Annotated in this window: 21 protein-coding genes; 9 read left to right on the top strand and 12 right to left on the bottom strand. The window is 72.7% G+C overall.

Features of this window, described 5'->3' with window-relative positions; all coding sequences use genetic code 11:
- The first annotated feature begins 1202 nt into the window (after window positions 1-1202).
- Entirely contained in the window at window positions 1203-1667 is a 465-nt protein-coding gene (locus ACFYWS_RS00980) for a hypothetical protein (protein WP_389268098.1), read from the top strand.
- Between the two features lie 12 nt (window positions 1668-1679).
- Here ACFYWS_RS00980 and ACFYWS_RS00975 read toward each other — a convergent pair whose 3' ends face one another.
- The gene (locus ACFYWS_RS00975; protein ID WP_389268096.1) at window positions 1680-2507 is read right to left on the bottom strand and encodes an endo alpha-1,4 polygalactosaminidase; all 828 of its coding nucleotides are present in this window, start codon (window positions 2505-2507) and stop codon (window positions 1680-1682) included.
- A gap of 243 nt (window positions 2508-2750) precedes the next feature.
- Here ACFYWS_RS00975 and ACFYWS_RS00970 point away from each other — a divergent pair, with 243 nt between their 5' ends.
- Together ACFYWS_RS00970 and ACFYWS_RS00965 are read left to right on the top strand one after the other, a co-directional pair.
- Window positions 2751-3146 carry a nitroreductase/quinone reductase family protein gene (locus ACFYWS_RS00970; RefSeq protein ID WP_389268094.1) on the top strand — a complete coding sequence of 132 codons (396 nt, stop codon included), beginning with the start codon at window positions 2751-2753 and terminating at the stop codon, window positions 3144-3146.
- Window positions 3147-3152: 6 nt separating this feature from the next.
- Window positions 3153-3845 carry a ribonuclease H gene (locus ACFYWS_RS00965; protein ID WP_389268092.1) on the top strand — a complete coding sequence of 231 codons (693 nt, stop codon included), beginning with the start codon at window positions 3153-3155 and terminating at the stop codon, window positions 3843-3845.
- Window positions 3846-3972: 127 nt separating this feature from the next.
- Here ACFYWS_RS00965 and ACFYWS_RS00960 read toward each other — a convergent pair whose 3' ends face one another.
- Window positions 3973-4833: a family 16 glycosylhydrolase gene (locus tag ACFYWS_RS00960; protein WP_389268090.1), complete on the bottom strand. Its 861-nt coding sequence runs from the start codon at window positions 4831-4833 to the stop codon at window positions 3973-3975.
- A gap of 241 nt (window positions 4834-5074) precedes the next feature.
- Between ACFYWS_RS00960 and ACFYWS_RS00955 the strand changes: the two genes are divergently transcribed.
- Window positions 5075-6031, top strand: a complete 957-nt coding sequence (locus tag ACFYWS_RS00955; RefSeq protein ID WP_389268088.1) for a D-2-hydroxyacid dehydrogenase family protein — start codon at window positions 5075-5077, stop codon at window positions 6029-6031.
- Between the two features lie 24 nt (window positions 6032-6055).
- Here the strand turns inward: ACFYWS_RS00955 and ACFYWS_RS00950 are convergent, their stop codons facing one another.
- Window positions 6056-8581, bottom strand: coding sequence for a trehalase family glycosidase (locus tag ACFYWS_RS00950; protein WP_389268086.1), 2526 nt, complete (start codon window positions 8579-8581; stop codon window positions 6056-6058).
- A gap of 141 nt (window positions 8582-8722) precedes the next feature.
- Complete coding sequence (locus ACFYWS_RS00945; RefSeq protein WP_389268084.1) at window positions 8723-9187, bottom strand: cupin domain-containing protein; 465 nt, start codon at window positions 9185-9187, stop codon at window positions 8723-8725.
- A 207-nt stretch (window positions 9188-9394) separates the two neighbouring features.
- Here ACFYWS_RS00945 and ACFYWS_RS00940 point away from each other — a divergent pair, with 207 nt between their 5' ends.
- Window positions 9395-10180, top strand: coding sequence for an SAM-dependent methyltransferase (locus ACFYWS_RS00940; RefSeq protein ID WP_389268082.1), 786 nt, complete (start codon window positions 9395-9397; stop codon window positions 10178-10180).
- A 1-nt stretch (window position 10181) separates the two neighbouring features.
- Here ACFYWS_RS00940 and ACFYWS_RS00935 read toward each other — a convergent pair whose 3' ends face one another.
- Window positions 10182-10952: an IclR family transcriptional regulator gene (locus tag ACFYWS_RS00935; protein WP_389268080.1), complete on the bottom strand. Its 771-nt coding sequence runs from the start codon at window positions 10950-10952 to the stop codon at window positions 10182-10184.
- Window positions 10953-11033: 81 nt separating this feature from the next.
- Between ACFYWS_RS00935 and asnB the strand changes: the two genes are divergently transcribed.
- Entirely contained in the window at window positions 11034-12584 is a 1551-nt protein-coding gene (gene asnB, locus ACFYWS_RS00930; RefSeq protein WP_389268078.1) for an asparagine synthase (glutamine-hydrolyzing), read from the top strand.
- 3 nt (window positions 12585-12587) lie between these two features.
- Here asnB and ACFYWS_RS00925 read toward each other — a convergent pair whose 3' ends face one another.
- Window positions 12588-13439 carry a fructosamine kinase family protein gene (locus ACFYWS_RS00925; RefSeq protein WP_389268076.1) on the bottom strand — a complete coding sequence of 284 codons (852 nt, stop codon included), beginning with the start codon at window positions 13437-13439 and terminating at the stop codon, window positions 12588-12590.
- A gap of 141 nt (window positions 13440-13580) precedes the next feature.
- On the opposite strand from ACFYWS_RS00925, the gene ACFYWS_RS00920 reads away from it, so the two are divergent.
- On the top strand, window positions 13581-14312 hold the full coding sequence (locus tag ACFYWS_RS00920) for a type 1 glutamine amidotransferase (protein WP_389268074.1): 732 nt from the start codon (window positions 13581-13583) through the stop codon (window positions 14310-14312).
- On the opposite strand, the gene ACFYWS_RS00915 is transcribed toward ACFYWS_RS00920, so the two are convergent.
- Entirely contained in the window at window positions 14272-15522 is a 1251-nt protein-coding gene (locus ACFYWS_RS00915) for a benzoate/H(+) symporter BenE family transporter (protein ID WP_389268072.1), read from the bottom strand. The genes ACFYWS_RS00920 and ACFYWS_RS00915 overlap by 41 nt on opposite strands.
- A gap of 149 nt (window positions 15523-15671) precedes the next feature.
- Here ACFYWS_RS00915 and ACFYWS_RS00910 point away from each other — a divergent pair, with 149 nt between their 5' ends.
- A complete protein-coding gene (locus ACFYWS_RS00910; protein ID WP_389268070.1) occupies window positions 15672-16208 on the top strand; it encodes a helix-turn-helix domain-containing protein in 537 nt (178 codons plus the stop codon).
- A gap of 13 nt (window positions 16209-16221) precedes the next feature.
- Here the strand turns inward: ACFYWS_RS00910 and ACFYWS_RS00905 are convergent, their stop codons facing one another.
- On the bottom strand, window positions 16222-17034 hold the full coding sequence (locus ACFYWS_RS00905; protein ID WP_389268068.1) for a hypothetical protein: 813 nt from the start codon (window positions 17032-17034) through the stop codon (window positions 16222-16224).
- A gap of 140 nt (window positions 17035-17174) precedes the next feature.
- Window positions 17175-18713, bottom strand: a complete 1539-nt coding sequence (locus ACFYWS_RS00900) for a PstS family phosphate ABC transporter substrate-binding protein (protein ID WP_389268066.1) — start codon at window positions 18711-18713, stop codon at window positions 17175-17177.
- A 250-nt stretch (window positions 18714-18963) separates the two neighbouring features.
- Here ACFYWS_RS00900 and ACFYWS_RS00895 point away from each other — a divergent pair, with 250 nt between their 5' ends.
- Window positions 18964-21489, top strand: a complete 2526-nt coding sequence (locus ACFYWS_RS00895) for an ATP-dependent Clp protease ATP-binding subunit (RefSeq protein WP_389268064.1) — start codon at window positions 18964-18966, stop codon at window positions 21487-21489.
- A 183-nt stretch (window positions 21490-21672) separates the two neighbouring features.
- On the opposite strand, the gene ACFYWS_RS00890 is transcribed toward ACFYWS_RS00895, so the two are convergent.
- The 3 genes from ACFYWS_RS00890 to ACFYWS_RS00880 all read right to left on the bottom strand — a co-directional run bounded on the left by ACFYWS_RS00890 (window position 21673) and on the right by ACFYWS_RS00880 (window position 26467).
- Window positions 21673-22299: a DUF6629 family protein gene (locus tag ACFYWS_RS00890; RefSeq protein ID WP_389268063.1), complete on the bottom strand. Its 627-nt coding sequence runs from the start codon at window positions 22297-22299 to the stop codon at window positions 21673-21675.
- A gap of 55 nt (window positions 22300-22354) precedes the next feature.
- Window positions 22355-23770: an FAD-binding oxidoreductase gene (locus tag ACFYWS_RS00885; protein WP_389268061.1), complete on the bottom strand. Its 1416-nt coding sequence runs from the start codon at window positions 23768-23770 to the stop codon at window positions 22355-22357.
- 99 nt (window positions 23771-23869) lie between these two features.
- The gene (locus tag ACFYWS_RS00880; RefSeq protein WP_389268059.1) at window positions 23870-26467 is read right to left on the bottom strand and encodes an ATP-binding protein; all 2598 of its coding nucleotides are present in this window, start codon (window positions 26465-26467) and stop codon (window positions 23870-23872) included.
- Window positions 26468-26678 lie beyond the last annotated feature (211 nt).

Genomic DNA, 26678 nt, shown 5'->3' with positions numbered 1-26678 from the left:
CTTCGGCAACGGTCCCGGCCTCGGCTCCGCCTGCTGTTCCCGCTACGGGGCCGGCCTCTGCTGCTGTCCCCGGACAGGACCCGTTGGCGGCGCCGGCTGTGTCTTCGGCCGGCGGTGGGGGAGCGGTTTCGGGGCGGGTCGTGGGGGCCGGGCTGCCTGCGGACTCGGCTGCCGGCGAGGGAGCGGGTGCAGGGCCCGACACCGTCCCGGCAACGGCTCCGATACCGGCAGCGCACTCGGCGCCGGGTCCTGATCCGGTCCAGGTTCCGGCTTCGGATTCCGGTTCGGCTGCTGTAGCGGTGTCGGCTCCGACGCCGGAATCGGCACCCGCGTCGGTTGCGGCTTCCGCACCTGCTCCCGCACCTGTACCGGTAACCGCACCCGTACCTGCGGCCGCTCCTGCGGCTGCGGCTGCGCCTGCGGCTGCGCCTGTGCCCGCTCCCGTACCTGCGGCCGCTCCTGCGCCTGCGGCTGCATCTGTAACCGCACCTGCGCCTGCGGCCGCTTTTGCGCCCGCTCCCACACCCGAATCTGCTCCCGCCGCCGCTCCCGCTCCCGCTCCTGCACCTGCATCTGTAACCGCACCTGCGCCTGCGGCCGCTTTTGCGCCCGCTCCCGTACCTGCGCCCGCCGCCGCTCCCGCTCCTGCACCTGCACCTGTATCCGCACCCGTACCTGCGGCTGCGCCTGTGCCCGCTCCCGCACCTGAATCTGTAACCGCACCCGCACCCGCACCCGCACCCGCACCCGCTCCCGCTCCTGCGGCCGCTCCCACACCCGTACCTGCTCCCGCAGCCGCTCCCGCCGCCACACCCGTACCTGCTCCCGCCCGCGCTCCCGCCCCCGCTCCGGATCCCTCAGCGGCTTTCGGCCCAGGCCCGGCCCCGGACGTCGCTCACACTTCGGCTCCCACCCCCACGCCCGGGCCAGCCGTGCAGCTCGTCAAGACTCCGGCCCCGAGCCCGGTCACCCCACCCCCGGTGGCCGACCCCATCAGCCCGCATCCCACCCCCATGCCGCCCAGCCCGGCGCCCGCGCCTGCCATGTCGCCCAGCCCGGCGCCTGCGCCAGCCGTGTCGCCCAGCTCGGCGCCTGCGCCAGCCGTGTCGCCCAGCTCGGCGCCTGCGCCAGCCGTGTCGCCCAGCTCGGCGCCTGCGCCAGCCGTGCCGCCCAGCCCGGCGCCCGCGCCGACCGTGCCGCCCATGCCAGCCGCCGCGCCCGCGCAGCCCCCCGCCCCCGACCCGCACGCTCTGCTGCTCGCTGCCGTGCAGGCGGGGCGGCACGGGGAGGCCGCGTCCATCGCTGCCGCGTGGGAGGGGGAGGCGTTGCGGGTGTACGGGATGCGCTCCGCGGAGGTCGTGCACTGGATGGAGGTGCGGGCCGACCTCGCGAGGCTGGCCGATGAACCGGGGCGTAGCTGCGAGTTGTGGATCGCCGTGGCGCACGCCCGGATCGCACGTGGCGAGGCACCTTCCGACGAGGACGTGGAGGCAGCCGTCGACCGCGCCCACCACCAGTGGGAACAGGTCCGCGACCCGGACCGGGCCCGCGGACACGCCCCCGGTCTGACCGCCCTGCGGGAACAGGTTCCGGGCCGTCGCCCCGGCGCCCTCGACGCGGTCAGGCGCCGCCTCGACGCGCTGAGCGACCCGAGCCGGAAGGCCTGACCCCGCCGCCGCTCAGCAGGCCCGCCGCACATACCCCTTCGTGCCCGCGGGCCGCACGTCCATGTCGCGCAGCACGATCGAGAGCCGGTCGCCCCACGCGCGGCACGCCCGCTCGAAGTCGGCCTCGCGGTACTCCACGGCGAAGACCCGGTCGTCGTACGCCGACGCGTACCCCCGGCACTCGTCGTGGGCCTGGCACTCCTCCGTCACCGCGAAGTCGAACCCGATGACGCGGTGCTTCGGCAGGAGTTCCGCCGAGTTCTTCTGCCCGACCGCGAGCCCGGCCCCGTGCGCCCGGTCCGCGACGAGCTGCGCGAACGCGACCGCGTCGGCGGAGTCGAGCAGTCCGTGGGACCGTTCGTAGGAGTCGAGGTTGTCCGGCTCGACGGCCTGGTAGCCGTCGTCGGCGCAGCCCCGGATCCAGCCGCCCACGATGTTCGCCAGACGTGCGCGCTTCGTCTTCGTGGAGATGTCGAACAGCGGCTCGTGCCAGTCCTCGTCGACCACCGGCTTCCCCTCGCCGTCCCGCAGCAGCAGGTCGTCGTGGTGGGCCCGCCACCACTTCACGGCGTCGGGCTGGGCCTGGAAGGCATTGACGTAGCAGACGTTGTAGAGCCCGCGGGCGGGGGCGTCCCCACGGTCCCGCGAGACGGCCCGCACCCCCGCGGGCGGCTTGTACGCGCCGCCGATCTGGTAGTCGAACTGTGCGTCCGGTGTCGGCCGTTGGACACGCGGGGAGCGGCCCCCGGACTCCGGTGACGAGCAGGCGGAGAACGCGAACGCGGCGGACAGGGCGAGGCACAAGGCCGACAGACGTCGGGAAGCCGGGCGGAAGATCATCGTCGCAGCCTAGAACGCGAGACCGCGCACCCCCTCACAACGGTCGCCGGGAACAACCCCGCCCCCCAGTCCGTTGACTCAGACGTGGACACGGATGGAACAGTGTCCCCGGGCCCAACCCATCGCCCGCAGGGAAGATCGTTCGGCTGAAGCCCTGCGGAGCCTCCCGCCGAGAGGCGACCGCCATCCGTGTCCCACTCTCAGCCGCCCGTTCGCCGCCCGCGCGCCGTCTAGAGTGCGGCCATGACGCGCTTCCACGAGACCAAGCACCGGCTCGTCACCACCTTCCAGCGCCACATCGCCAACCCTGTGGCCCGGCGACTGCCGACCCAGGTCCTCCTGGAGACGACCGGGCGCACGTCGGGCCTCGCGCGCCGCACCCCGGTCGGCGGGCGGCGCGTCGGCGGCGCCTTCTGGCTGGTCTCGGAGTTCGGGTACAAGTCGCAGTACGTGCGCAACATCCAGGCCGACCCCCGGGTCCGCGTCCGCCTGCGCGGCCAGTGGCACAGCGGCACCGCGCATCTGCTGCCCGAGGACGACGCCCGCGCCCGCCTCGGGGCCCTGCCGCGCCTCAACAGCGCCGCCGTCCGCGGCCTCGGCGTCGGCCTTCTGACCGTACGCGTCGACCTCGACGACTGACCTGGCATGATCGGGGGCATGGCAGAACGTTTGATCGCCGCGTGTGACGGCGCGTCCAAAGGAAATCCCGGACCCGCGGCTTGGGCCTGGGTCGTCGCCGATGGTGACGAGAAGCCCGTGCAGTGGGAGGCCGGCGCCCTCGGCACCGCGACGAACAACGTCGCCGAACTCACCGCCCTTGAGCGGCTGTTGAGTACGGTCGCCGCTGATGTGAGCCTTGAGGTGCGGATGGACTCGCAGTACGCGATGAAGGCCGTCACCACGTGGCTGCCCGGCTGGAAGCGCAAGGGCTGGAAGACGGCCGCGGGCAAGCCCGTCGCCAACCAGGAGCTGGTGCAGCGGATCGACGCGCTGCTCGACGGTCGCGCGGTCGAGTTCAAGTATGTGCCCGCGCACCAGGTCGACGGCGACCCGCTCAACGACTTCGCGGACCGCGCCGCCAGCCAGGCCGCCGTCGCCCAGCAGGACGCGGGCAGCGCGCTCGGCTCTCCCGAGCCGCCGCCGTCCAGCCCCTCCTCGGCCAAGCCTCCGCGCGCGAAGTCGGCCCCCGCCAAGCGCGCCTCCTCCGGCTCCTCCTCGCGCACCCTCAAGGCGAAGTTCCCGGGCCGCTGCCGCTGCGGCCGCTCGTACGCCGCGGGGGAGGACATCGCCAAGAACCCCGACGGCTGGGGGCACCCGGACTGCCGCGCGTCGGCCTGACCGGAACCGGAACCGGAACCGGAACTGACGGAGAGGGGCCCGGCGCACCACATGGCGCCGGGCCCCTCGTCGCACCCTTACGTCCTCAGGCGCGCGTAGTCACCACTACGTAGTCACCACCACGTACTCAGGTGCTCACCCGCACGTAATCCACCACCAGCTGCTGCGGGAACTGCGTGCCGGCGTCAGGGTCGCCCGGCCAGTCCCCGCCCACGGCGAGGTTCAGGATCAAGAAGAACGGTTTCTCGAAGACCCACTGGTTGCCGCCGACGTCGGCGGGTGTCCGGGTCTGGTAGACCGTGCCGTCGACCGACCACGTGATCTTGTTCGGTGTCCAGTCCACCGCGAACGTGTGGAAGGCGTCCGCGAAGGCCTGGCCGTCGGGCAGCGAGTGGCCCGCGCCGATCCCGCCGGCGCCGGAGTAGCCGGGGCCGTGGAGGGTGCCGTGCACCGTCGACGGCTCGGAGCCCACGTTCTCCATGACGTCGATCTCGCCACAGTTCGGCCAGCCGGCCGAGCCGATGTCACTGCCCAGCATCCAGAACGCGGGCCACATGCCCTGCCCGCGCGGGATCTTCATCCGGGCCTCGACGTGGCCGTGCGTCGTCTCGAACTTCCCCGACGTGTTGAGGCGCGCCGAGGTGTACTGACAGGACCCGTACCAGCACTGGTAGTTGGCCGGGTTCTCGCGTTTCGCGGTGATGACCAGGTTGCCCTGACCGTCGAGAGCGGCGTTGTCGTTGCCCGACGTGTAGTACTGCCGCTCGTGGTTGCTGACGTTGTCTCCGGTCTCGGTCTGCCACTTCGCACCGTCGACCGCCGAGCCCGCGGGCCCGTCGAAGTCGTCGGAGAAGGTGGCCGCCGCGGTGTGCGCGTCGCCGTCGGTGTCGGCGGCGTTCGCCGTGGGGATGAACGCCGCGGCGACGCACAGCAGCGCCGCGGCACCCAGCGGGAGTCTGCGGCTCAGTGGGCGCAGTGAACTGCGCATGGGACATCACATCACTTCGGGTAGGGGGTCGTGCCGGTCCGCGGCACGCCAGAAAGTGAAGGCAAGAAGGCTGCGCTTGATGTGCTCTGTTCAAGAGTTGATTTAAGGGGTGGGGTGAAAGGGCGTCAAGGGGCTGGGCAAAAGTCCGTACCAGTGCCCGCGGTTAAGGTTTTCCGGAGATCTTCGACACGATCTTCGATGCGGCCTTCGAGGCGACCTTCGAACCAGGAGTGATGTGAGCATGCTGCGGTGCGCTGTACTCGACGACTACCAGGGCGTCGCCCATGAACTGGCCGACTGGGACCGCCTGTCGGACCGCGTCGACGTCACGTACCTGAATCGGTATGTCGACACACACGATGAACTCGTCGCGCTGCTCGGCGACTGCGAGATCGTCGTCGTGATGCGTGAACGCACCCCGTTTCCCGCCGAGTTGATCGCCCGCCTGCCGAAACTGCGGCTCCTCGTCACGTCCGGCATGCGCAACGCGTCCATCGACCTCGACGCCGCCGCCGCGCACGGCGTCACGGTCTGCGGCACCGCGAGCAACCCCGAACCGCCCGTCGAACTCACCTGGGCCCTGATCCTGGGCCTCGCCCGCGGTGTCCTCACCGAGGGCGGCAACCTGCGCGACGGCGGCCCCTGGCAGTCCACCCTCGGCGCCGACCTGCACGGCCGCCGGCTCGGCCTGCTCGGTCTCGGCAAGATCGGCGCGGGCGTCGCGCGCGTGGGCGCCGCCTTCGGCATGGATGTCACGGCGTGGAGCCAGCACCTCACCGCCGAGCGGGCGGCCGAAGCCGGAGCCACCCTCGCCGCGTCGAAGGAAGAACTCCTCGACACCAGCGACTTCGTCTCCGTCCACCTCGTCCTGGGCGAGCGCACCCGCGGCCTGCTCGGCGCCGACGAACTGCGCCGCATGCGCCGCACCGCCTACCTGGTCAACACCTCGCGTGCCGCGATCGTCGACCAGGAGGCGCTGGTGCGGGCGCTGCGCGAGGGCTGGATCGCCGGCGCGGGCAGCGACGTCTTCGACACCGAACCCCTCCCGGCCGACGATCCCCTGCGTACCGCCCCGAACTTCCTCGGCCTGCCCCACCTCGGCTACGTCACGCGCCGCAACTACGAGGGCTTCTTCCAGGGCGCCGTCGAGGACATCGAGGCGTACCTGGCGGGAAGCCCGGTGCGTACGCTCGGCTAGCCAATGCTCTGGCGGGAGTTGGCGTCAGAGCCTCACGCGCGTGCGGCCCGCCGGGATGTTCCGGCCGCGTGGCCTGCCGTTCGCGGGAAACACCTCGATGCGGGCCGGGCCATCGGCGTTGATGTCGAACGCCGCGCCCGCCTTGGTCAGCAGGAAGTGGCGGACCGCCACGCGCGCCCCGGTCGCCCGGAAGACCGTCCTGCCGTCGCGCACCAGCGTGGTGCGGTGCGGGCCCGCGGAGACGGTGTACGTGTGCCCGCGCAGCTCCACGTTGGCGAGGGTGTTGGTGCCCGGCAGTGACAGCGAGCCGAACATGAGAGCCGACGGGTCGCCGTCCCACGGGTTGTCGGAGAGCAACTCGTGCAGGCCCTGCACCGGCATCGCGTTCGACCACGAGTAGGTGCGCCAGGCGGTGTCGACGGCGGAGGCCATGACGGTCTGGCCGGGCTCCGGATCGAAGGACTCGGGGAACCAGTTCTCCTTGTCCCACGCGTCGAGGTACATCGCGGTGGAGCGGGCGGCGAACTGTCCGGCCACGTCGTCAAAGCCGTAGCGTTTGATCCCGTCGTACACGGTGAAGTTCATCGGCGGCCAGCACGCGCCCTTCCACTGCTCGGGCGCGGTGTCCTCGCCGTAGCGGTCGAAGAACTTGAAGTGCTCGGACTTCGGGTGCACCGGGCCGCCGGAGCAGTACGTGGGGTCGTTGCGGGCGACGGACGGGATCACGTAGTCGCCCCAGAACTCCTCGGGGTTCAGCAGGTGGTCCTCGATGAGGGTGCGGGCCCGGTCCGGTGTGGCGATCCCCGCGAACAGCGGGTAGAAGACGGTCGGGGTGACGACCTCGTTCCAGGTGCCGTCGAGCCGGCGGCTGAGGTACAGGCCCTTCTCGGGGTGCCACAGCCGCTCGTTGAGCAGCCGTTTGATGCTCGCGTGCCGCGCGGCGAACCGGGTGGCGTCCGCCTTCTTGCCGAGCACCCGCGCCATCTTCGCCAACGTCTCGGCGAACTGCGCGTAGTACGAGTTGAGGGCCACGTCGGTGAGGTCGGTGTTGTCGCGCTTGTCGCCACTGCCGCCCTGCTTCGGGATGCGCTGGTAGTCCGCGTAGACGGGACTGTCGTCGAGGCCGAGGTGGTTGCCGCGGCCGCCGACCCGGTCGCCGAAGTACGGGGTTTCCAGCAGGCCGTCGTTGTCGGTGTCCCACTCGGGCAGCAGCTCGTAGAAGGTGACGAGGTGCGGGTACGCCTTCTCCAGGACGGTGCGGTCGCCGAACTTGGTGTACAGGCGCCAGATGGCGTAGGCGTGCATCGGGGCGGAGTGCTGCTGGTCGTAGCGCGGGCCCGTGAGGGGGACCTGGTTGGGCGGGGCCGGCGCGTCGAAGATGTCGGTCTCGTGCTGGAGCGCGAGCGGGCGGCTGACGAGGGCGGCCTCGACGGCGTCGAACGCCGAGTCCCAGCCGGTGAACAGGCCGCCACCGCCGCCCCAGCCCCACAGCACGAAGTTGCGCTGGTGGTCGCGGTCGTAATTGGTGTTCAGGGAAAGGGCGTCGCGCACGGCGTCCGCCGCGCGGCCCACGGGCCCGGAGCCGGTGAGCCCGCCGTCGGTCACGTGCGCCGCGGCGGCCGCCAGCGCGCTCTCGACCTCGTGCGCCTCGGGAGCGGCCACGTCCTGCGGGCCCTCGCCCACCCGGGCGGCGAAGGTGATCGTCTGCCCCTTGGCGAGGCGGTAGACCAGCGCGCCGAGCGTCGTCCCGGGTGTGCCGCTGCCGCCCGTGGCGACCGTCGTCAGGTCCGCGAGCGAGGCGTAGCAGCCGGCCGTGTCGGCGGGTTCGCTGGGGGAGAGACGGACGTGGCCGGTGCGGTGTGCGTCGAGGACGCCGGCGGCGCTGCCCGTCAGGTCGTGTCCTTCGAGCGTGAAGGCGGCCGACTCGCCCCAGGGCGTACCCAGTTCGAGGACCACGGTGGTGTCGTTTTCAAGGGCGGTGACCGCGCCGAGCAGTCCGCCGCCGTCGGTGGTGCGCGCGTACCGCACCCGTATCTCACGCCTGTCGCGCTGGGTCTGCTCGTACTTCGCTTCCAGCTGCGGGAGTTTCGCCGTGGCGTCGGCGACCGCGCTCTCCTCCCACTGGTAGGGGTGCGCGATCACCTCGCGCAGCGCGTCGAAGTGCGCGGGCATGACGGTCCGGTCGTCCGTGCTGACGCGCACCTGGCGGAAGGCGCCGTCCGGTGCCATCGGGCCGATCCGCCACAGGTAGTTGGTCATCTTCTCGCGCAGCAGCTTGCCCTGTGCGGTGAGCAGCCCGACGCGCAGCGCGAACCGGGCCTCGCCCTCCCCGACGAACAGGGCCCCGGTCCAGTCCTGGTCCTTGGCGCCGGGCATCGCGAAGGGGCGGTGCAGGGTGGGGTACGGGAGGGTGTCCGCGGAGGGGGCGGCGGCGGTGTGCGGAGCCGCCGCGGCGGTGGGGCTCGCGGCAAGAGAAACGGCCGGAGCGCCGAGTGAGGCGGCTCCGACCGTGGCGAGGAAGTGGCGTCTGGGGATCCGGGGGAGCGGCATGAAGAGGTGGCCTTTCCGTACGGAGCGGGTGCGGAGCGGATGCCGGGAGGTTCGACGTGTCGAACGTGGCTCGACATGTCGGCCATGCCTAGGCGGACGGTAAGAAGGGTGCACCGCGAGTGTCAAGACACCCGCAAGGTCTCAACGGGTGACGAACTCCCGCAGCTCCTCCGCGAGTTGCGGAAACGCGTCCAGTGCGTCACGCGTCGCGAACTCGTGGTCCGTGTAGTCGAAACCCGGGGTGACGACCTCCGCCACCAGGCCGTGGCGAGCGCCGTCGAGCAGGTGCGATGCCTTCCAGTGGCCGCCGGGCACCAGCAGGAAGCGCTCGTCGTCCGGGCCGAGCGTGGTGCGGTCCAGGGTGCCGCCGGGGGTGACGGTCACGTACTCCACGGGGCCGCCGTCGATCAGGAAGTGCAGGATGTCACTGCGGTTGCGGTGCAGCAGGCCGCTGGGCTGCCGCTCGTCGAGCAGGTAGTAGATCGACGTCGCCGAAGGGCGGGGGCCGTGCGGCGTCGACAGGCCGTGCGGGCTCGTGTAGACGCGGCGGAAGTAGCCGCCCTCGCCGTGCGACTCCAGGTCCAGCTCGCGCTGCCAGTCGCGCACGGTGGCTCCTCACGGTGGAACATGGGTGGGTGGTCAAGGGTAGAGGGGCGCGGGGCAGCGGTGCGGGAGGCTCGCGAGTACCGTGCGCTGTCGCCCGCGCACCCGCCGTGACCTGCAACTCCGTGGTGGATGCCGGGAGTTGGCATGACAGACTGCGGGCAGGTCACACGCATCGCCCCGCCCGCACAGCGACGTTGGAGAGTCCTCATGACGGCACCAGCTCCCCGGCCCCGTATCGACACCAGTCAGGCGCACCCCGCGCGGGTCTACGACTGGCTGCTCGGCGGGAAGGACAACTACCCCGTCGACGAGGCCGTCGGCGAGAAGCTGCCGGCCGAGGCGCGGGACGCGGCGCGGCAGAACCGGGAGTTCATGCACCGGGCCGCCGCCTGGCTCGCCGGGCAGGGCGTCGACCAGTACCTGGACATCGGCACCGGCATCCCGACCGCGCCGAACCTGCACCAGATCGTGCAGCGGGTCGTCCCGGCGGCCAAGGTCGTCTACACGGACAACGACCCCATCGTGCTGCGGCACGCGCAGGCGCTGCTCGTCAGCAGCTCCGAAGGTGTCACCGACTACATCGAGGGCGACGTCCGTGAGCCGGACGCCATCCTCGAACACGCCCGTACCGTCCTGGACTTCGACCGGCCGATCGCCCTGTCGCTGATCGCGCTGATGCACTTCGTCCCGGACGACGAGGAGGCGTACGGCATCGTCTCCAGGCTGGTGTCCGAGCTGCCCGCCGGCAGTCACCTGGTGTTGTCCAACGCCTCCAGCGACATCTTCCCCGAGCTGGTCGAGAAGGTCGTGAGCCAGTACGCCAAGGCGGGCATCAAGCTGGGCTTCCGCACCCGCGACGGGGTGGCGCGGTTCTTCAAGGGGCTCGACCTCGTGGAGCCGGGTCTGGTGACCGCCACGGAGTGGTTCCGGGGCGAGTCCGCCCCCGAGCCCGAGCCGAGCGGCATCTACGCGGGCGTCGCCCGGATCTCCTGAGTCACGCGGACGGCGGCGCGCCGTTGAGCCGGGCCGACAGCTGGTGCGCCGCCGCGACCACCGCCTCCACCACCTGCGGCAGCGCCTCCGGCGGCAGCCGGAACACCGGCGCCGACACATTGACCGCCGCCACCACATCGCCCCGGTGATCGTGCACCGGGACGGCGACCGCGGTCAGGCCCGGCTCCATCTCCTCCGCCGCCACCGCGAAGCCGCGCGCCCGCTCCGCCCGCAGCCGCTCCAGGACGGCCACGACGTCGCGGGGCGCCGCGTCCGTTCCGGGCAGCGGCGCCCCGTTCTCGGTCGTCAGGAGCGCCGCCACCTGGTCGTCGGGCAGCCCGAACAGCAGCGCGCGGCCCGCGGACGTGCAGTTCAGGGGCGAGGTGCGGCCGATCCACTCGTGCGCCTGGAGCCCGCGCGAGGTGCGCTCGGTGAGCACCGTCACCACGCCGTGCCCGGACAGCACCGTCAGATACGCCGGCTCCCCGACGCGATGCACCAGATCCCGCAGCACCGGCGGCGCCTCCCCGTAAAGACGCTCCTCGCCCGCCGACGAGGCCAGCGCGAGCAGCTGCCAGCCGACGCGATAGCGCAGCGTGCGCGGATCCCGCTCCAGGAACCCCTCCTGCGCCAGGACCTTCAGGGTCCGTGACACCTGCGTCTTCTCCCGGCCCACAGCCTGGGCCACTTCCTGTACGCCCATCGGGCCCTGCGCGAGCGCGCGCAGCACGTCCAGCGCGCGGTGCACGCTGCTCAGATTCTCAGCCGCCATGACCCAAGACTGCCACAGTGGCGTGCGTATAGAGCAACTCGCATTGTTCCATTCGCACGGACCGGCCTATGGTCGATCCACATGTGCGGAATCGCAGCCATACACAGTCATCAAGGAAGTCTCGACACCGAGTGCGCCGACGCGGCGGCACAGGGAATGCTCGACCGGCTCGCCCACCGCGGACCCGACGACAGCGGGACTCGAACGGTCGGCGGCCACACCTGGCTCGGCCACCGCCGCCTCTCCATCGTCGACCTCGACGGCGGACACCAGCCCCTCGGCGGCACCCACGGCGACGACGACTGGTCACTCGTGTGCAACGGCGAGATCTACAACCACCAGACACTGCGCGAGGAGCTGCCCACCGAGGCCTTCGGCTCCTCCTCCGACTCGGCGGCGGCGCTCGCCGTGCTGCGCACGGACGGGCCCGCGGGCCTGCTCCGGCTGCGCGGCATGTGGGCGCTGTGCGCGGCCACCCCCGGCGGCCGGTTCGTCGCCGCCCGCGACGCCATCGGCATCAAGCCGCTGTACTGGGCGCGCACGGACGCCGCCGTGCACTTCGCCTCCGAACTGCGCGCGTTCCACCCCGACGTACAGCCGAACGCCGAGATCTTCCCGCCCGGACACTGGTGGACGCCCGAGGACGGACTGCGCCGTTTCGCGGACCCGGTTCCCGAGGTGGCGGGCGCCTGGGGCGGGGTGCCCGAGCAGGTCGTCGAGAAGGCCACCTTCGAGGCCGTCGCCGACTCCGTCCGCCGGCATCTGATGGCGGACGTCGAGGTCGGTGTGTTCCTCTCCGGCGGGCTCGATTCCAGCCTCGTCGCCGCGGTCGCCGCCGAGGAGTACGCCCGCCAGGGCCGCCGCCTCAAGACCTTCGCCGTCGGCACGGAGGGCTCCCCGGACCTGCTCGCCGCGCGGGACGCCGCCGCGTTCCTCGGCACCGAGCACCACGAGGCGGTGCTCGACGCCGAGGCCGCGGCGCGGGCGCTCGACGAGGTGGTCGGGTGCGTGGAGTCCTTCGACGCCAGCCTCATCCGCAGCGCCGTCCCGAACTGGTTCCTGTCCGAACTCGCCTCCCGGCACGTCAAGGCGGTCCTCACCGGCGAGGGCGCCGACGAACTCTTCGCCGGATACGGCTACTACCACGAGCGGCACGCCGCGCCCGACGAGCTGGACGCCGAACTGCGCCGCACCATAGGCGCGTTGCACGGCCTGAACCTCCAGCGCTGCGACCGCGTCACCATGGCCCACGGCCTGGAGGCACGCGTCCCGTTCCTCGACCGGGACGTCATCGCGCACGCCATGTCACTGCCCGCGCAGGTCAAGGGGCTTGACGACAACACAGCCGACGGCATGGAGAAGGCACACCTGCGCCGCGCCTTCGCGGGCTGGCTCCCCGAGCACCTGCTGTGGCGGCGCAAGGAGCAGTTCGGCACGGGCAGCGGCGCGGAGAGCCTCCTCAGCCCGCTGTGGGAAAGCCGCATCACGGACGAGGAGTTCGCGACGGCGACCGCCGAGGACGGCGCGCCCGAACTCCGCAGCAAGGAGGAGCTCGGCTACTACCGGACGTTCCGCGCCGCGCTGCCGGGCGTCCGCCCGGAGGCGGTGCTCACGCGGTTCGCGACCGCGTAGCGGTTACGGGAGTTGGGAGCGGGCCGCGGCGACCGCCTGGTCGGCGTAGCCGCGGCCGAACAGCACGGTGTGCACCAGGAGCGGGAAGAGCTGGTGCAGCGGGACGCGGTCACGCCAGCCGTCGGCGAGCGGCGCGACCCGCTCGTAGCCGTCGAGGATCCGGTCCAGGTGCGGCGCGCCGAACAGGTGCAGCATCGCCAGATCGGTCTCGCGGTGCCCGCCGTGCGCGGCCGGGTCGATGAGCCGGGCCGCGTCGTCGGCGCCCCACAGCAGGTTGCCGTTCCACAGGTCGCCGTGCAGCCGGGCGGGAGGCTCGGCGGGGCCCGCGAGTTCGGGCAGCCGCTCGCAGACCCGCTCGATCGGCCGCGCCTCCGCGGGGGAGAGGGTGCCGGCGTCCACGGCTTCGCGCAGATAGGGCAGCACCCGGTGCGTGGCATACCAGCTGGGCCAGTCGTCGCCCGGCACATTGCGCATGGGGGCGAGCCCGATGTACGCCTCCGTCGGCCCACCGGGCGGCGCCGCCCCGAACGCCGGGGCCCCGGCGCCGTGCAGCCGCGCGAGACCTTCGCCGAAGCGCACCGCGGCCTCCTCGGTCGGCCGCCCCTGCGCGACCCGGTCGACGACCAGACACCGCTCGTCGTGACCGTGCACCGTGGGCACCGCCACCGCGTCGGCCGCCGCGAGCCATCGGAGCCCGGCCGCCTCCGCGCGTACCGCCGCCGGGTCGTCGGCCTCCTTCACCATCACCACGCGGCCGTCGTCGAGGGTGACCTCGCCGAGGTGGGACGAGAGACGGCGCTGGGCGGTGGCCGGACGGCCGGTGAAGAGGGTCGCGGCGGCTGCGAGTGCTGACATGGGTCCCAGCGTAGGACGACGGCGGGACGTTGACGTGGTGTGTCGCGTGCTGGTCTGCTGCGTTGATCAATACCGGGCTTGAACACCGGGATCGGACACCGGGCTCGATCCCGGTCGACGTACGGAACGAGGCGAACACGTATGAGTGCCGAGGGAGTTGACCACGGGGAGGCCCCCGTCCTGGTCGTGCAGAACACCAGGAGCGGCGGCCCCGCCCGGGTCGGCGACTGGCTGCGCGAGGCGGGTCTCGCGCTGGAGGTACTGCGTCCGTACGAGGGTCAGGCGCTGCCCGAGACACTCGACGGCAGGCCGTTGCTGGTGCTGGGCGGCGGTTTCCTGCCGGACGACGACGAGCGCGCGCCCTGGCTGCCCGCCACCCGCCGCCTCGTCGCGCAGGCCCTCGACGGTGGCACGCCCGTCCTCGGCATCTGCCTCGGCGGCCAGCTGCTCGCACACGTGGCGGGCGGCCGAGTGCGGGGGAATCACGGGCGGCCCGAGTACGGCAGCACGCGGATCCGGCTGCGGCCCGAGGCCGCCGAGGATCCGCTGCTGCACGGGCTCGGCGCCACGGTTCCCGCGATCGAGCGGCACGTAGACCAGATCACCGAACTGCCGCCGGGCGCCGCCTGGTTGGCGTCCACCGGGGCCTGCCCGCACCAGGCGTTCCGGGTGGGGGAGCGGGCCTGGGGTGTGCAGTTCCACCCGGAGGCCGGGGCCGCGCGGATCGCCGGATGGGACCCCGCGCATCTCGCCCGGCAGGGCTTCGACCGGGACCGGTTGCACGCCGCGGCGGTGGCCGATGAGGGCGCGGCCGTCGCGGCGTGGTCGGAGGTCACACGGAGGTTCGCTCGGGTGTGCGCGACGATGCCGTGACCGGCTGGGCGGCGGGCGCCGACGGGGTGGGGCGGCGCCGCGCCACCGACGCGACGACAGTAGTGAGCACTCCCGCGAGCAGCCCCCAGAACGCGGACCCGATGCCCAGCAGCGTCACACCGGAGGCCGTCGCGAGGAAGGTGACGACGGCCGCCTCCCTGGACCGGGGGTCGGACAGGGCGCCGGCCAGCGCGGACTCGATCGTGGCGAGCATGCCCACCCCGGCGACCGACAGGACCAGCGCGTGCGGCATCGCGCCGAGCAGCGAGGCCACCGTCGCGCCGAGCAGGCCGACGAACAGGTAGAAGACACCCGCCCACACGGCCGCGAGATAACGCCGCTCGCGGTCGGGGTGTGCCTCCTCGCCGGTGCAGATCGCGGCGGTCAGCGCCGCGAGGTTGAGGCCGAACGCGCCGAACGGGGCGAGCACCGCCTGCGCGACACCGGTCCAGGTCAGGACGGGCGAGATCGGCACCTCGTACCCGGACGTGCGCAGCACGGCGACACCCGGCAGATTCTGCGAGGCCATGGTGACCACGAACAGCGGCACACCGACGCTGATGAGTACCTTCCAGTCGAGCTCCGGAGTCGTGAACACCGGCTGCGCGAGCGACAGTCGCACCCGCTCCAGGTGCCAGCCACCGGCGAGGACGGAGGCCACGACGCCGCCGGCGAGCGCGACCACCACGGCGTAGCGCGGCAGCAGCCGACGGGCGAGGAGGTACAGCGCGAACACCGGGAACGCGATCCCGAAGTGCCCGCCCATCTGCGTGAAGAGCCCCGTCCCGAAGTCCAGGAGCACACCCGCGAGCAGCGCGGAGGCGAGCGGCACCGGGATCCGGTCCATGAGCCTCGCGAACCATCCCGTCAGACCGCTCACCACGGTCAGCAGGGCACTGAACACGAACGCGCCCACGGCCTTCTCCATGGACACCCCGCTCAGGCTCGTGGCGAGGAGCGCGGCGCCCGGCGTCGACCAGGAGGTGAGTACGGGCGCCTTGTTGCGCAGCGACAGGCCCACGGTGGTCACGGCGATGCCGACGCCGAGCGCCAGCATCCACGACGACACCTCCCGCGCGTCCGCGCCCGCGGTGCGGGCCGCGGTGAACACGATGGCGGCCGCGCTGGTCACGCCGACGGTGGTCGCGATGAGCCCCGCCGCCACCGCCGAGGGCGGTGCGAGGGCGCGTATGCGGGCGAGCGAGGACATGCGGGTGTCACTTCCGAAGGCAGGATGGTGTGAGCGAACGAAGCGTTCAACGCGGCGTTCCATGAACAGAACGTTCTGTTTGTGGAACACTAAGGACGTGAATGGCGACACGTCAACACGCGCCGAGAGGTGCGGGAGGGGGCCGGGCGATGGGGCTTGGTGACGAAGTGGGGCGCAGGCTGAAGCGGCTGCGCGAGGACAGCGGCCTGTCCCTGTCCGAACTCGCGCGCCGCTCAAGTGTCGGCAAAGGCACACTCTCCGAGCTGGAGACCGGCCGCCGCAATCCCACCCTCGAAACCCTCTACGCCCTGACCACCGCGCTCGGCCGCCCGCTCAGCGCCGTCCTCGACGACCCGCCCGGCACCGCTGCGGGCGCGCCCGGTGTCTCCGGGAGCGCGGTCACCGCCGTACTGATCGAGCGGTACGAGGACGCGGACGCGGCCACCGACGTCTTCCGCGTCACCATCGCCGAGGGCGCGACCCAGGAGTCCGCGGCGCACGTCCCGCGCACCACGGAGAGCCTGATGGTGCTCTCCGGGACGGCCGTCGTCGGCCCGCCGGACGCACCCACGACCGCCGGACCCGGCGGCCACGCCCAGTGGGCCGCGGACGCCCCGCACATCTACGGCGCGCCGGACGGTGACGTCCAGGGAATCCTCTTCGTCCGCTACCCGAAGGAATCGTGACCGCTACGGGGAATCAGGCGGCGTGCGGCGCCTGTGACGGGCCGGTGCCGCGCAGGTCCGAGACATCGATCGAGTCCTCCGCGGACGGTGTCTTCTTCGGTACCGGCTTGCCGTAGTCGGTCAGCGTCATCGACAGGGACTCGTCGGAGCCCTTCTCGGTGGCCCGCACCAGCCGGTGCGGCGCGTCGGCGGTGGCGTAGAGGGTGATGCGTTCCTTGGTGCCGGCGGAGGTCAGCGGCACGACCTCGGTGCCCGCGACCTTCTTCTGGTCGCCCTTCGCGAGCTCGTCCTTGGTGGCACGGTCCGAACCGTCCTTGAGGCGATCGCGGAACGAGTCGAGGTCGCAGGTGCCGGCCAGCCCGTCGAGCATCGGGTCGTCGGTGGTGCCGTGCACATAGCGGTCGCCGATCAGCTCGGCGGCCAAGTCGCCGCTGCGGCCCGGGAGTTGGGTCTTCCAGAACGTGGCGTCCGGCTTGATCCACACCTCGTCGCCGCGCTTGACGAGGTCGACGCTGCCGCCCTTGGCGCCGCCGGTGCCCATGCGCAGCTCGCCCGTGCAGTTCCCGTTCTCGTCGAGGCGCAGATCGACCAGTGCCGGTTTGCGGGTGTCCCGGTCCTCCGCGCTGTTCTTCACCTTCAGATGAAGGGACTTCGCGTCCAGGAGTTCCTTCTTCGCGGCGTCCGCCAGCTCTTGCGCGCTCTTGTCCTCGGCGTCGCCGTCGTCGGCCATGGCGGGTCCCGCGGAGAGCAGGGTCGCGCACACGAACGCCGCGGCGACGGGCGCCCGCGCGGCCCGGTGCAACCGGCTCGGGGTCGGTCCGGCCATGACGCCACCTCGCCTTCCCGGGCGCGCCGCACGTCCGTGCACATCCGTGTGCGTCCGTGCGCGTCCGAAATACCCACAAATTGTACGTTCGATGGGGTGTGGATGTCGTCCGCGGAGGGCGGGTGCGCGTGCGGTGCGCGTCAGTCGTCCTTGCCGCACACCCGCAGGCCCACCGGCGTCCCGCACGGAAGGTGACCGTGCGTGGCGACGACACCCTTGCCCGTGCCGTTGTCGACGGCGTAGGAGAGGAAGCTGGAGGCCAGCGAGTCCGCCGGCGGGCGGCCATAGGTGTACGCGTACTCGATCTCGCGGTACGGATAGCCGCCCGCGTCGAGCCGGTCCGGGTCCGGGGTGTGTCCGTCGAGCGTGAGACGGTGCAGGCCCTTCGGCGCGTCCGGAGGCGACGCGGCGCGCAGCTCGCTGTAGCCGAGGGCGCCGGGGGTGTGCGCCACCGTGTCGAGCACCTGCTCCGTGGAGTCCAGCTCGCACCGCAGTACGTCGGCGGCGGTGCGGGCCGTGCGGTTCACGCAGTCGTCAGAGGAGGCGGGCGGCTCGTCGGCGCCCGCGAGCACCCGCGCCGTGAGCGCGGACCGGGTGCCCGAGCCCGAGGTACGGCTGACGAGGACGAGCGGCAGATCGGGCCCGCCCAGCTGCGACCAGTTGCGGACCTCGCCCCGGTAGACGCGCCGTACATCGGCAACGGACAGGTTCCTGAGACGGACGCCGTCGTGCGCGACGAGCGTGAACAGGGACACCGCGATACGGCTCTCGCTGAGCCGTGTGTAACCGGCGGGGCGGGGCCCGTCGGAGAACGCCATGACGCCCGCCGTACTGCCCGACTCCTCGCCGGACAAGGCGAGTTCACGCACACCGGTGCGACTGCCGCGCGCCGCGACCGTGATGTGCGGCTCGTCCCCGCAGTGATCGCGGTACTTCTGCGCCAGCTCCCTCATCACCGGGGCGAACGCCGTGGACCCGGTCAGTCGCAGCCTGCCCGTCTCGCAGTCGTCCGGCAGCGGCTCCGGCGCGAGCAGCGGCAGGGTCGCCGCCGCGATCAGTGCGACGCCGAGCGTGACGGTGGTCCAGCGGGCCCGGCTGCTGAACACCGGCGGCTTCTCGTCCGGCGTGAGGCTGTGGTTCTCGTGCAGCTTGCCGTCCTTGATGTCACCGGCGACGGTGACCTTGTCCCCTTCGCTGCCGCCGGTGAGCAGCACCAGGATCTTGTAGTACGCGCCCGGCTTCAGGGGGACCTTGGGGATGCGCAGCGTGCCGGGCGCCGCGACGACCAGGCCCGGGTCGCCCTCGAAGTGGCTCCACAGACTGGCGTGTTCGTCGGTCAGCGTGACATCGAGGGCCTGGATGCTGCGGCCGGGGAACTCGGCGGTGAGCCCGTGGTTCGCGTCGATGTAGTCGGACGCCTCGACGTGCCGCGAGCCGTCGTTCTCGATCCGCAGCAGCACCAGCGTTGCATCGCGCATCCCGGGCAGGTCGTTGAAGAGCCCGAAGCGCGGATCGCCGTCGTCGGCCGGGCCGTTGTGCCCTATCGCGATGTCCATCTGCTTGCGGAACCCGACGCGCTTGCTGCGCCGCGCCCTGCGGTCGGAGGCGAACGGCGTGGCGACGGAGACCGCGCCGATCAGCAGCCCCGCGGTGGTGAGGGTGATCTCGAGCCATCCCATGCGGCGACGGTACGGACCCGTCGGGCCGCGCGGAGGCCCGGGCGCCGGGCTTCGCCAACTGTTCGTCGTCCGTTCAACGTCCCCGCCAGGAACCGGCCGCGCGACCAGGACGGACGATCACCGCCTGACGCAGGCGCCCCGTGCGGCCCACCACGTTTAACCACGCCACAGCGGGCTACGCGCAGTCCGGACGGACGTCGACGAGGCAGCGCTGTCGCACGCGGACGGTGCGCGCCGGGACGGATGGGCTATGAGCAGCGGATTCACCGGGCCGGACGGCCACGGACAGGACCCTTTCGGCGACTTCTTCTCGCGGTTCCTCGGCGGTGGCCGACGGCAGATCGACATCGGCAGGCTGATGAGCGGCCCCGCCCGCCACCTCGTCGCCACGGCCGCGAACTACGCCACCGAACACGGCCGGGGCGACCTCGACACCGGGCACCTGCTGTGGGCGGCGCTCTCCCTCGAACCCACCCGCAGCCTCGTGACACGGGCCGGCGCCGATCCCGACCGGCTGGCGGGGGAGATCGACCGGCACGCGGGCAGCGGTGAGCCGAACCGCACCCCGCAGTCCCTCTCCGTGACCCCCGCGGTCAAGCGGGCCCTGCTCGACGCACATGTCATCGCGCGCGAGTCGGGCGTCGCCTACATCGGCCCCGACCACATCGTGATCGCGCTCGCGGCCAACCCGGACTCGGCGGCGGGACACCTCCTCAACCAGGCCCGCTTCACCCCCGACCCGGCGCCGCAGCCCCCGCCGCCCGGATCCGCTGAAACCCGGCCAGGCGGCCAGCAGGGGAAGGCCACGACCGCCACCCCCAACCTGGACCGCTTCGGTGAGGACCTCACCGACCGGGCACGCCAGGGCCTCCTCGACCCGGTCATCGGCCGCGACGAGGAGATCGAGCAGACCGTAGAGGTGCTCTCCCGCAGGGGCAAGAACAACCCCGTGCTCATCGGCGACGCGGGCGTCGGCAAGACCGCGATCGTCGAGGGCCTCGCGCAGCGCATCGCCGACGGCGACGTACCCGAGACACTCTGCGGACGCCGCCTCGTCTCGCTCGACCTGTCGGGCGTCGTCGCGGGCACGCGCTACCGCGGCGACTTCGAGGAACGTCTGGGCGACATCATCGACGAAGTACGCGCCCGCCCGGACGAACTCATCGTGTTCATCGACGAGTTGCACACCGTCGTCGGCGCGGGCGCGAGCGGCGGCTCCGAAGGCGGCTCGATGGACGCGGGCAACATGCTCAAACCCGCCCTGGCACGCGGCGAGTTGCACGTCATCGGCGCCACCACCCTGGAGGAGTACCGGCGGCACATCGAGAAGGACGCCGCGCTCGCCCGCCGCTTCCAGCCGATCCTCGTGCCCGAACCGTCGACGGCCGACGCCGTGGAGATCCTGCGCGGACTGCGCGACCGCTACGAGGCGCACCACCAAGTCCGGTACGCCGACGAGGCGTTGCTCGCCGCCGTCGACCTCTCCGGCCGCTACCTCACCGACCGCTTCCTGCCGGACAAGGCCATCGACCTGATGGACCAGGCGGGCGCCCGCGTCCGGCTGCGCGACCGCACCAAGACCACCGACGTACGCGCCCTGGAACGCCAGGTCGACGACCTCACCCGCGACAAGGACGAGGCGGTGGCCGCCGAGGAGTACGAGCGGGCCACCGAACTGCGCGACCGCATCGGCGAGTTGACGAGCCGGATCGAGGGGGCCCGCGAACCCGACCCCGGCGACGGGCACATCGTCGAGGTGTCCGCCGAGGACATCGCCGAGATCGTGTCCCGGCAGACCGGCATCCCCGTCAGCAGCCTCACCAAGGAGGAGAAGGAGCGCCTCCTCGGCCTCGAACAGCATCTCCACGAGCGGGTCATCGGCCAGGACGAGGCCGTCACCGCCGTCGCCGAGGCGGTCCTGCGATCCCGCGCCGGGCTCGCCAGCCCCGACCGGCCCATCGGCAGCTTCCTGTTCCTCGGCCCCACGGGCGTCGGCAAGACCGAACTGGCCCGCGCCCTCGCCGAGGCACTCTTCGGCAGCCAGGAACGCATGGTCCGGCTCGACATGAGCGAGTTCCAGGAGCGGCACACCGTCTCCCGCCTGGTGGGCGCGCCGCCCGGATACGTCGGCCACGAGGAGGCGGGGCAGCTCACCGAGGCCGTGCGCCGGCACCCGTACTCGCTGGTCCTGCTCGACGAGGTGGAGAAGGCGCACCCCGATGTCTTCCACACGCTGCTCCAGGTCCTCGACGACGGCCGCCTCACCGACGCACAGGGCCGCACGGTGAACTTCACCAACACGGTCATCGTGATGACCAGCAACCTCGGCTCCGAGGCCATCGCCGGACGCGGCGCCGCGCTGGGCTTCCGCGTCGACGGCACCGAAGCCGACGAGGCCGCGCGCCGCGAACAGGTCCTGCGCCCGCTGCGGGAACACTTCCGCCCGGAGTTCCTCAACCGCGTCGACGAGATCGTGATCTTCCGGCGGCTCAGCACCGAACAGCTGGCCGGCATCACCGACCTCCTCCTCGACGAGACCCGGCGCCGCCTGCACGCCCAGGACATCACCATCGAGTTCGCCCCCGAAGCCGTCGAATGGCTGGCCCGGCGCGGCCACCAGCCCGAGTACGGGGCGCGCCCGCTGCGCCGCACCATCCAGCGCGAGGTCGACAACCGGCTCTCCCGGATGCTGCTCGACGGCGAGATCGCGGCGGGCGGCCGGATCCGGGTCGAGGCGGGCGACGGCGAGCTCACCGTCCGGACGCAGGAGACGTAACCCCTGGTCGCGCCCGACGTTGATGCGCGCGAAGCGCGGACACAAGAAGACTTTCTCCTCGCTCGCCGCGGCTGTCGCCGCCCTCGGCTGCGTCATCGCCGTGTGTGGGCCACCAACGGCTGGTCCGCGAACACCAAGGTGGCTTCAGGGGCGGCGCCGGCGTCGGCCTTCCGTGCGTGACGATCACCGGCTGACGGCGGGAGAGGGCCGCAACCACCCGTAGATGACCACCGAGCAGAGCGCGGCAGCGGCGCACCACGTGGAGATGAACTCCCAGCGCCACAGCGCCGTGCACACGGCCGCCGCGAGGGCCACCAGCACACCGAGCAGGACCAGGCCCCGCTCGCCCGACAGCAGCAGCGAGCCGACCGTCGCCAGCAGATAGCCCGCCAGGAGCCACCCCGCCTCTGGCAGGCCGATCGCATAGCCCATGGTGTGTCCGCGGACCTCGGCGGTCACCGTGCTCCTCGCGAGGACGTACCCGAGCACCCCCGCCGTCACGACACCCGCCGCGAGCGGCACGAGCAGCCGACGGCGGGCATGCGGCGTCACAGCGCACCACACACCCGCAGGCACCCACAGCGGCAGCAGGGGCAGTGCGATCACCACCCACGCGACGACGGCGGGGCCGCTGCCACCGCCGTCGTTCCAGATCACCGCCTCGATGATCTGGTGCGCCCCCAGCAGCAGCGGCAGGGCCGCGAGCGGCACGGCCCGAGGCCGGGAACGCACCGCCCGCGCCACACACCCGACGCCCACCGCGGTGACCGCGCCACCCGCCACCAGATCGGCCGTCGCACTCCAGCACATGCGACCACGCTACGTTTCCGGAGGCCGGGCGGCGCGTCATGGGGCCACGGTCCTTCTAGGGTCGGACGTTGTCCCGTGCGGCCGGGTCCGGCTGGATGTTCTGGTTGCCCTGGAACACGTTGTCCGGGTCGAGGGCCGCCTTGACGCGGGCCAGACGGGCGTAATTGCCGCGGTAGCTCGCCCGCACCCGCTCCTGCCCCTCGTCCATCATCATGTTCACGTAGGCGCCGCCCGCCGAGTACGGGTGGAGTGCCTCGAAGTAGTCGACCGTCCAGCGCCGCAGCAGATCGGCGTGGGACGGATCCGGGTCGACACCCGCGTACACACTCGCCCAGCGCGCGTCCCGGTAGCTGAACGCGGTGTCGGACGGGCCGAGGTCATGGGCGGCACCGTCGATCGGGTACAGGTGCATCGTCGACTGCATGGACGGCGTCTGCGGCCCGAACTTGGCGTGCAGCTCCACGGCCTCGTCCGGGATCTCGCGGACGAAGTCGGCGCGCCAGTACCACTGGTCGCCCGGCGGGTACAGGCCGTCGAACATCGACTGCAGCGTGGGGTGCGGCATCGGCGCGACCGCGTGCAGCAGCGGCGCGGGAAGGTCGCCGAGGAGCGGCGCCATGGCCCGGTCGGCCGCCTCCGGATCCCCGGACGTGTGACACCACACGACCCCGCACACCTTCCGCAGATGCAGCTCGTCGGGGAAGGGCGGCGCCGGAGGCACGGACCCGTACAGGAAGAAGCCGTTGACGTCGCGGGGCGCGGAGGGCAGGAACTCCCGGTAGGCGGCGAGGACTTCGGCGCCCTGCTCGGCGGGCCAGAACGTCGGCCCGGCGACCACCGTGCCCACCTGGTGCAGCCGGAACGTGAAGGAGGTGACGACGCCGAAGTTGCCGCCGCCGCCCCGGATCGCCCAGTACAGGTCCGTGTTGGTGTCGGCGTTCGCGCGTACGGCCGTGCCGTCGGCGAGGACGACGTCCGCCGCCAGGATGTTGTCGACGGTCAGGCCGTAGCCCCGGGTGAGGTGCCCGAGGCCGCCGCCGAGCGCGAGGCCGCCGACGCCGGTGGTGGAGATGATGCCGCTGGGTGTGGCCAGGCCGTGCTCGTGCGTCGCCGTATCGACCAGACCCCAGGTGGCGCCGCCGCCGACCTTCACGGTGCGGGCGGCCGCGTCGACCTCGACGGAGTTCATGGGCGCCAGGTCGGCGACCACGCCGGCCTCGCAGGTGCCGAGGCCCGCGCCGTGGTGGCCGCCGCCGCGCACCGCGAGCGGGAGTTCGTGGCGCCGGGCGAAGGCGATCACCTTCGCCACGTCCCGCGTGCCCGCGCAGCGCGCGACGAGCGCGGGACGCCGTTCGATCATCGCGTTGTAGACGGCGCGGGCCTCCTCGTACCCGGGGTCCGTGGGGCCGGTCAACTCCCCCTGGAATCCGGTCAGTTCGCGGCGCGCGGCCTGTGCGGGTGTGATGGTCATGCGGTCCCCCGTGTCGAGTGGGTGTCGTCCGCCCCGTTCTACGGGCGCCCCGCGCGCACGGGCATGCGTGGGGGACACCCACCTCGGGCGGGCGGGTACCTACGTTTCGCCCGTCGCCGTGAGCCCGATCTCCGCGGCCCGCTGGGCGGCCCGGCGCCGGGTGGGCGCGTCGAGTTTCTCCAGGACCGCGCGCACGTGGTTGTCGACCGTACGGACGGAGACGACGAGGCGTGCGGCGATCTCCGCGTTGGTCAGTCCTTCCATCAGGAGCCGTACCACCTGGAGTTGACGGTCGGTCAGGCCCGCCGGATTGCCGCGCGCCGCCGCGTACGGGCCGCGGGGGACGCGGCGTACGCCGAGGTCGCGGAGCTCGGCGCGGATCAGGCGGGCGAGCGGCGCCGCGCCCAGCGCGTCAAGCGTGGCGAGCGCTCCCAGCTTGACGGCCGGGTCGGGGCTCTGGGCGAGCGCGGCCGCCTCCTCGTACGGGCAGCCGGCCGTGTGCCACAGCTCGGCGGCCTTGTCCCACCGGCCCGCGGCCTGAAGTGCGTAGGGGTGGCTCGCCCCGTCGGCTGGCGCGGCCCTGCCCGCCCGCGCCAGCCAGTAGCCGAGCTCGTAGCGCTGCGGTGCGGCGAGCCTGCGGGCCCGCTCGTGCACCCGCTCGGCGGCGGCGATCACACCCGTCCGGTCGCCCCGCAGCCACGCGGCCTCCGCGCGGGCCGCCGCGACCGGCCCGAGGCGCTGCAGCTCATCGGTGCCGACCGCGATCCGCCACGCCTGGTCGAGGAGTTCGCCGCCGCCGGACTCGCCGCGCCGCACCCGAACGCGGGCGAGCACCGTGAGGGCGGGGCAGCGCGCGGGCGGGAAGACGTCCGCGCCGAGCCGCGCGTACCGCTCGGCCTCCGCCCAGTCGCCCGCCGCGAACTTCCGCAGCGCCAGCTCGACATGAAGGTAGGTCAGGAAACCGAGGTGCTCGGCGCGGTCGGCGAGGTCGATGGCGGGGGCGAGATGTTGGTCCGCCTCGGTGAACCGCAGCTCGTCCAGGAGCGACCAGACGATGTTGGCGTAGGCGCGGCACGCGTGCTCCACCTCCCCCGAGTCGAGCGCCACCGCCAGACTCTCCTCCAACTGCCGCTGCCCCAGCGGGTCCCCGTCCCGCCAGCGCGCCGAGCCGACGTTGTTGAGCGCGTGCGCGAGGATCGCAGGGTCGCCCGCCCTGCGGGCCAGCGCGATGGCCCGCTCGCCGTACTCGACGGCCTGGGCGTACGCGTCCGACAGCATCCGCAGCTGCGCCGTATTGCTGAGGGCGAGCGCCAACAGCCGGTCGTCACCGGCCCGTTCGAGCACCGCTAGGGCTTCACGCGCGGCGGCCTGCGCCGACGTCGCGTCGCCCGCCCACCAGTGGATCCGCGACAGCCAGCGCAGATCTGCGCCGAGCGCCCGCGGCTCGCCGAGTCCGCGACGCAGCTCCACCGCCTCCCGTTGCGCGGTGACGGCGGCGTCCGAGTCGCCGATGGTGTAGCTCTCGACCGCGTAACTCTCCAGCAGACCGGCCAGCTCGGCGGGCCCGTAGCGCTCGCGCCGGCGCAGGACGAGGCGCAGATGCGCCGCGGCCTCCCGGTGCGCGCCCGCCCGCGCCGCGTCACGCGCGGCCCGCGGCCCGTACCGCGCCACCGCGTCGAGGTCACCGGCGGCCGCGGCGTGGTGCACGATCCGGGAGCGGTCGGCGTCCGGCCCGGCCACCAGCGCGGCGAGCACCGCCCGGTCGAGCGCGATGCGCCGCGCCGCGGGCAGCGAGTCGGCCACGGCGCGGCGGATGATCTCGTGCCGGAACGCCACCCGGTCGGGCGCCACCACGAGCAGCCCGCCCTGCTCGGCCGCCGCGAGCGCCCCGCAGCCGCCCGGCAGCAGCGCGTCGACGAGCGACTGCTCCACGGCCGATGGCACCACGGCCAGCTGCTCCAGCGCGTCCCGCGAGGCGTCGTCGAGGCGGCGCAGCCGGGCGTGCACCGCGTCCACCACCGTCGGCGGCACCACGCCGGTGCCGCCCGCCGCCACGACCTCGGCGACGAAGAACGGATTGCCCGACGTCACCGCGTACACCTGCGCCGCGTCGAGCCCGGCCGGCGCGCACAGGCTCCCCACGGCCCGGCGCGACAGCGGAGCCAGCGGCAGGCGGTGCACGCGGGCCGCGCCCGACACCTGGCCGAGCAGCTGGCGCAGCGGATGTCCGCGCCCCAGCTCGTCGTCCCGGTAGGTGAGCACGAGCACGGCGGGCAGCCGCTCCATGCGGCGCACCAGGTACCGCAGCGCGTCCAGCGAGGCCTCGTCCGCCCAGTGCACGTCCTCCACGACGAGTACCGCGGGATGCGGGGCGCCGGCCAGCTCGGCGTGCAGCGCCTCGTAGATCCGGTGCCGGTCACCGGCGTCCCGTACGGCGCGGGCCAGATCGGCGCCCACGCTGCCGACGAGGTCGCGCAGCGGGCCGAGCGGGCGGCCGGTGGCCAGGTCGTCGCAGTGCCCGACGAGGAGGCGGGCGGAGGGTGGCAGTACGGCGGGCAGCGCCCGGACCAGGGACGACTTTCCGATCCCGGCCTCGCCGAGGACGAGGGTGATCGAACCGGCCCCGCGTGCGGCGTCCCTTGCCGCGTCGGCCAGTCGATCCAGTTCGAGGTCCCGTTCGAGGATCCCCCCGTCCACGCGGGGATTTTCTCACCAGAGGGCGTCCGCTGGGAGTCGGGATCGGGGTGGATACGTACATCGCCGGATGGCGGGTGGGCGGTTGCGCGGGGGTGCGGTCGCGGGGCGCTGCCCCGGACCCCGCGCCTCAATCGCCGGCGGGGCTCCATAGGGGGAGGCTTGAGCGCCTCCCCTGCCGTCAGCTGCGTGTAAGCCTCATGTATATTCTTTC

Source organism: Streptomyces sp. NPDC002795 (genome assembly GCF_042888725.1).
In the GTDB taxonomy this organism is placed as follows: Bacteria; Actinomycetota; Actinomycetes; order Streptomycetales; family Streptomycetaceae; genus Streptomyces.
Note: the sequence above shows the minus strand (reverse complement) of the source record. Positions and strands in the feature narration are given on the sequence as shown.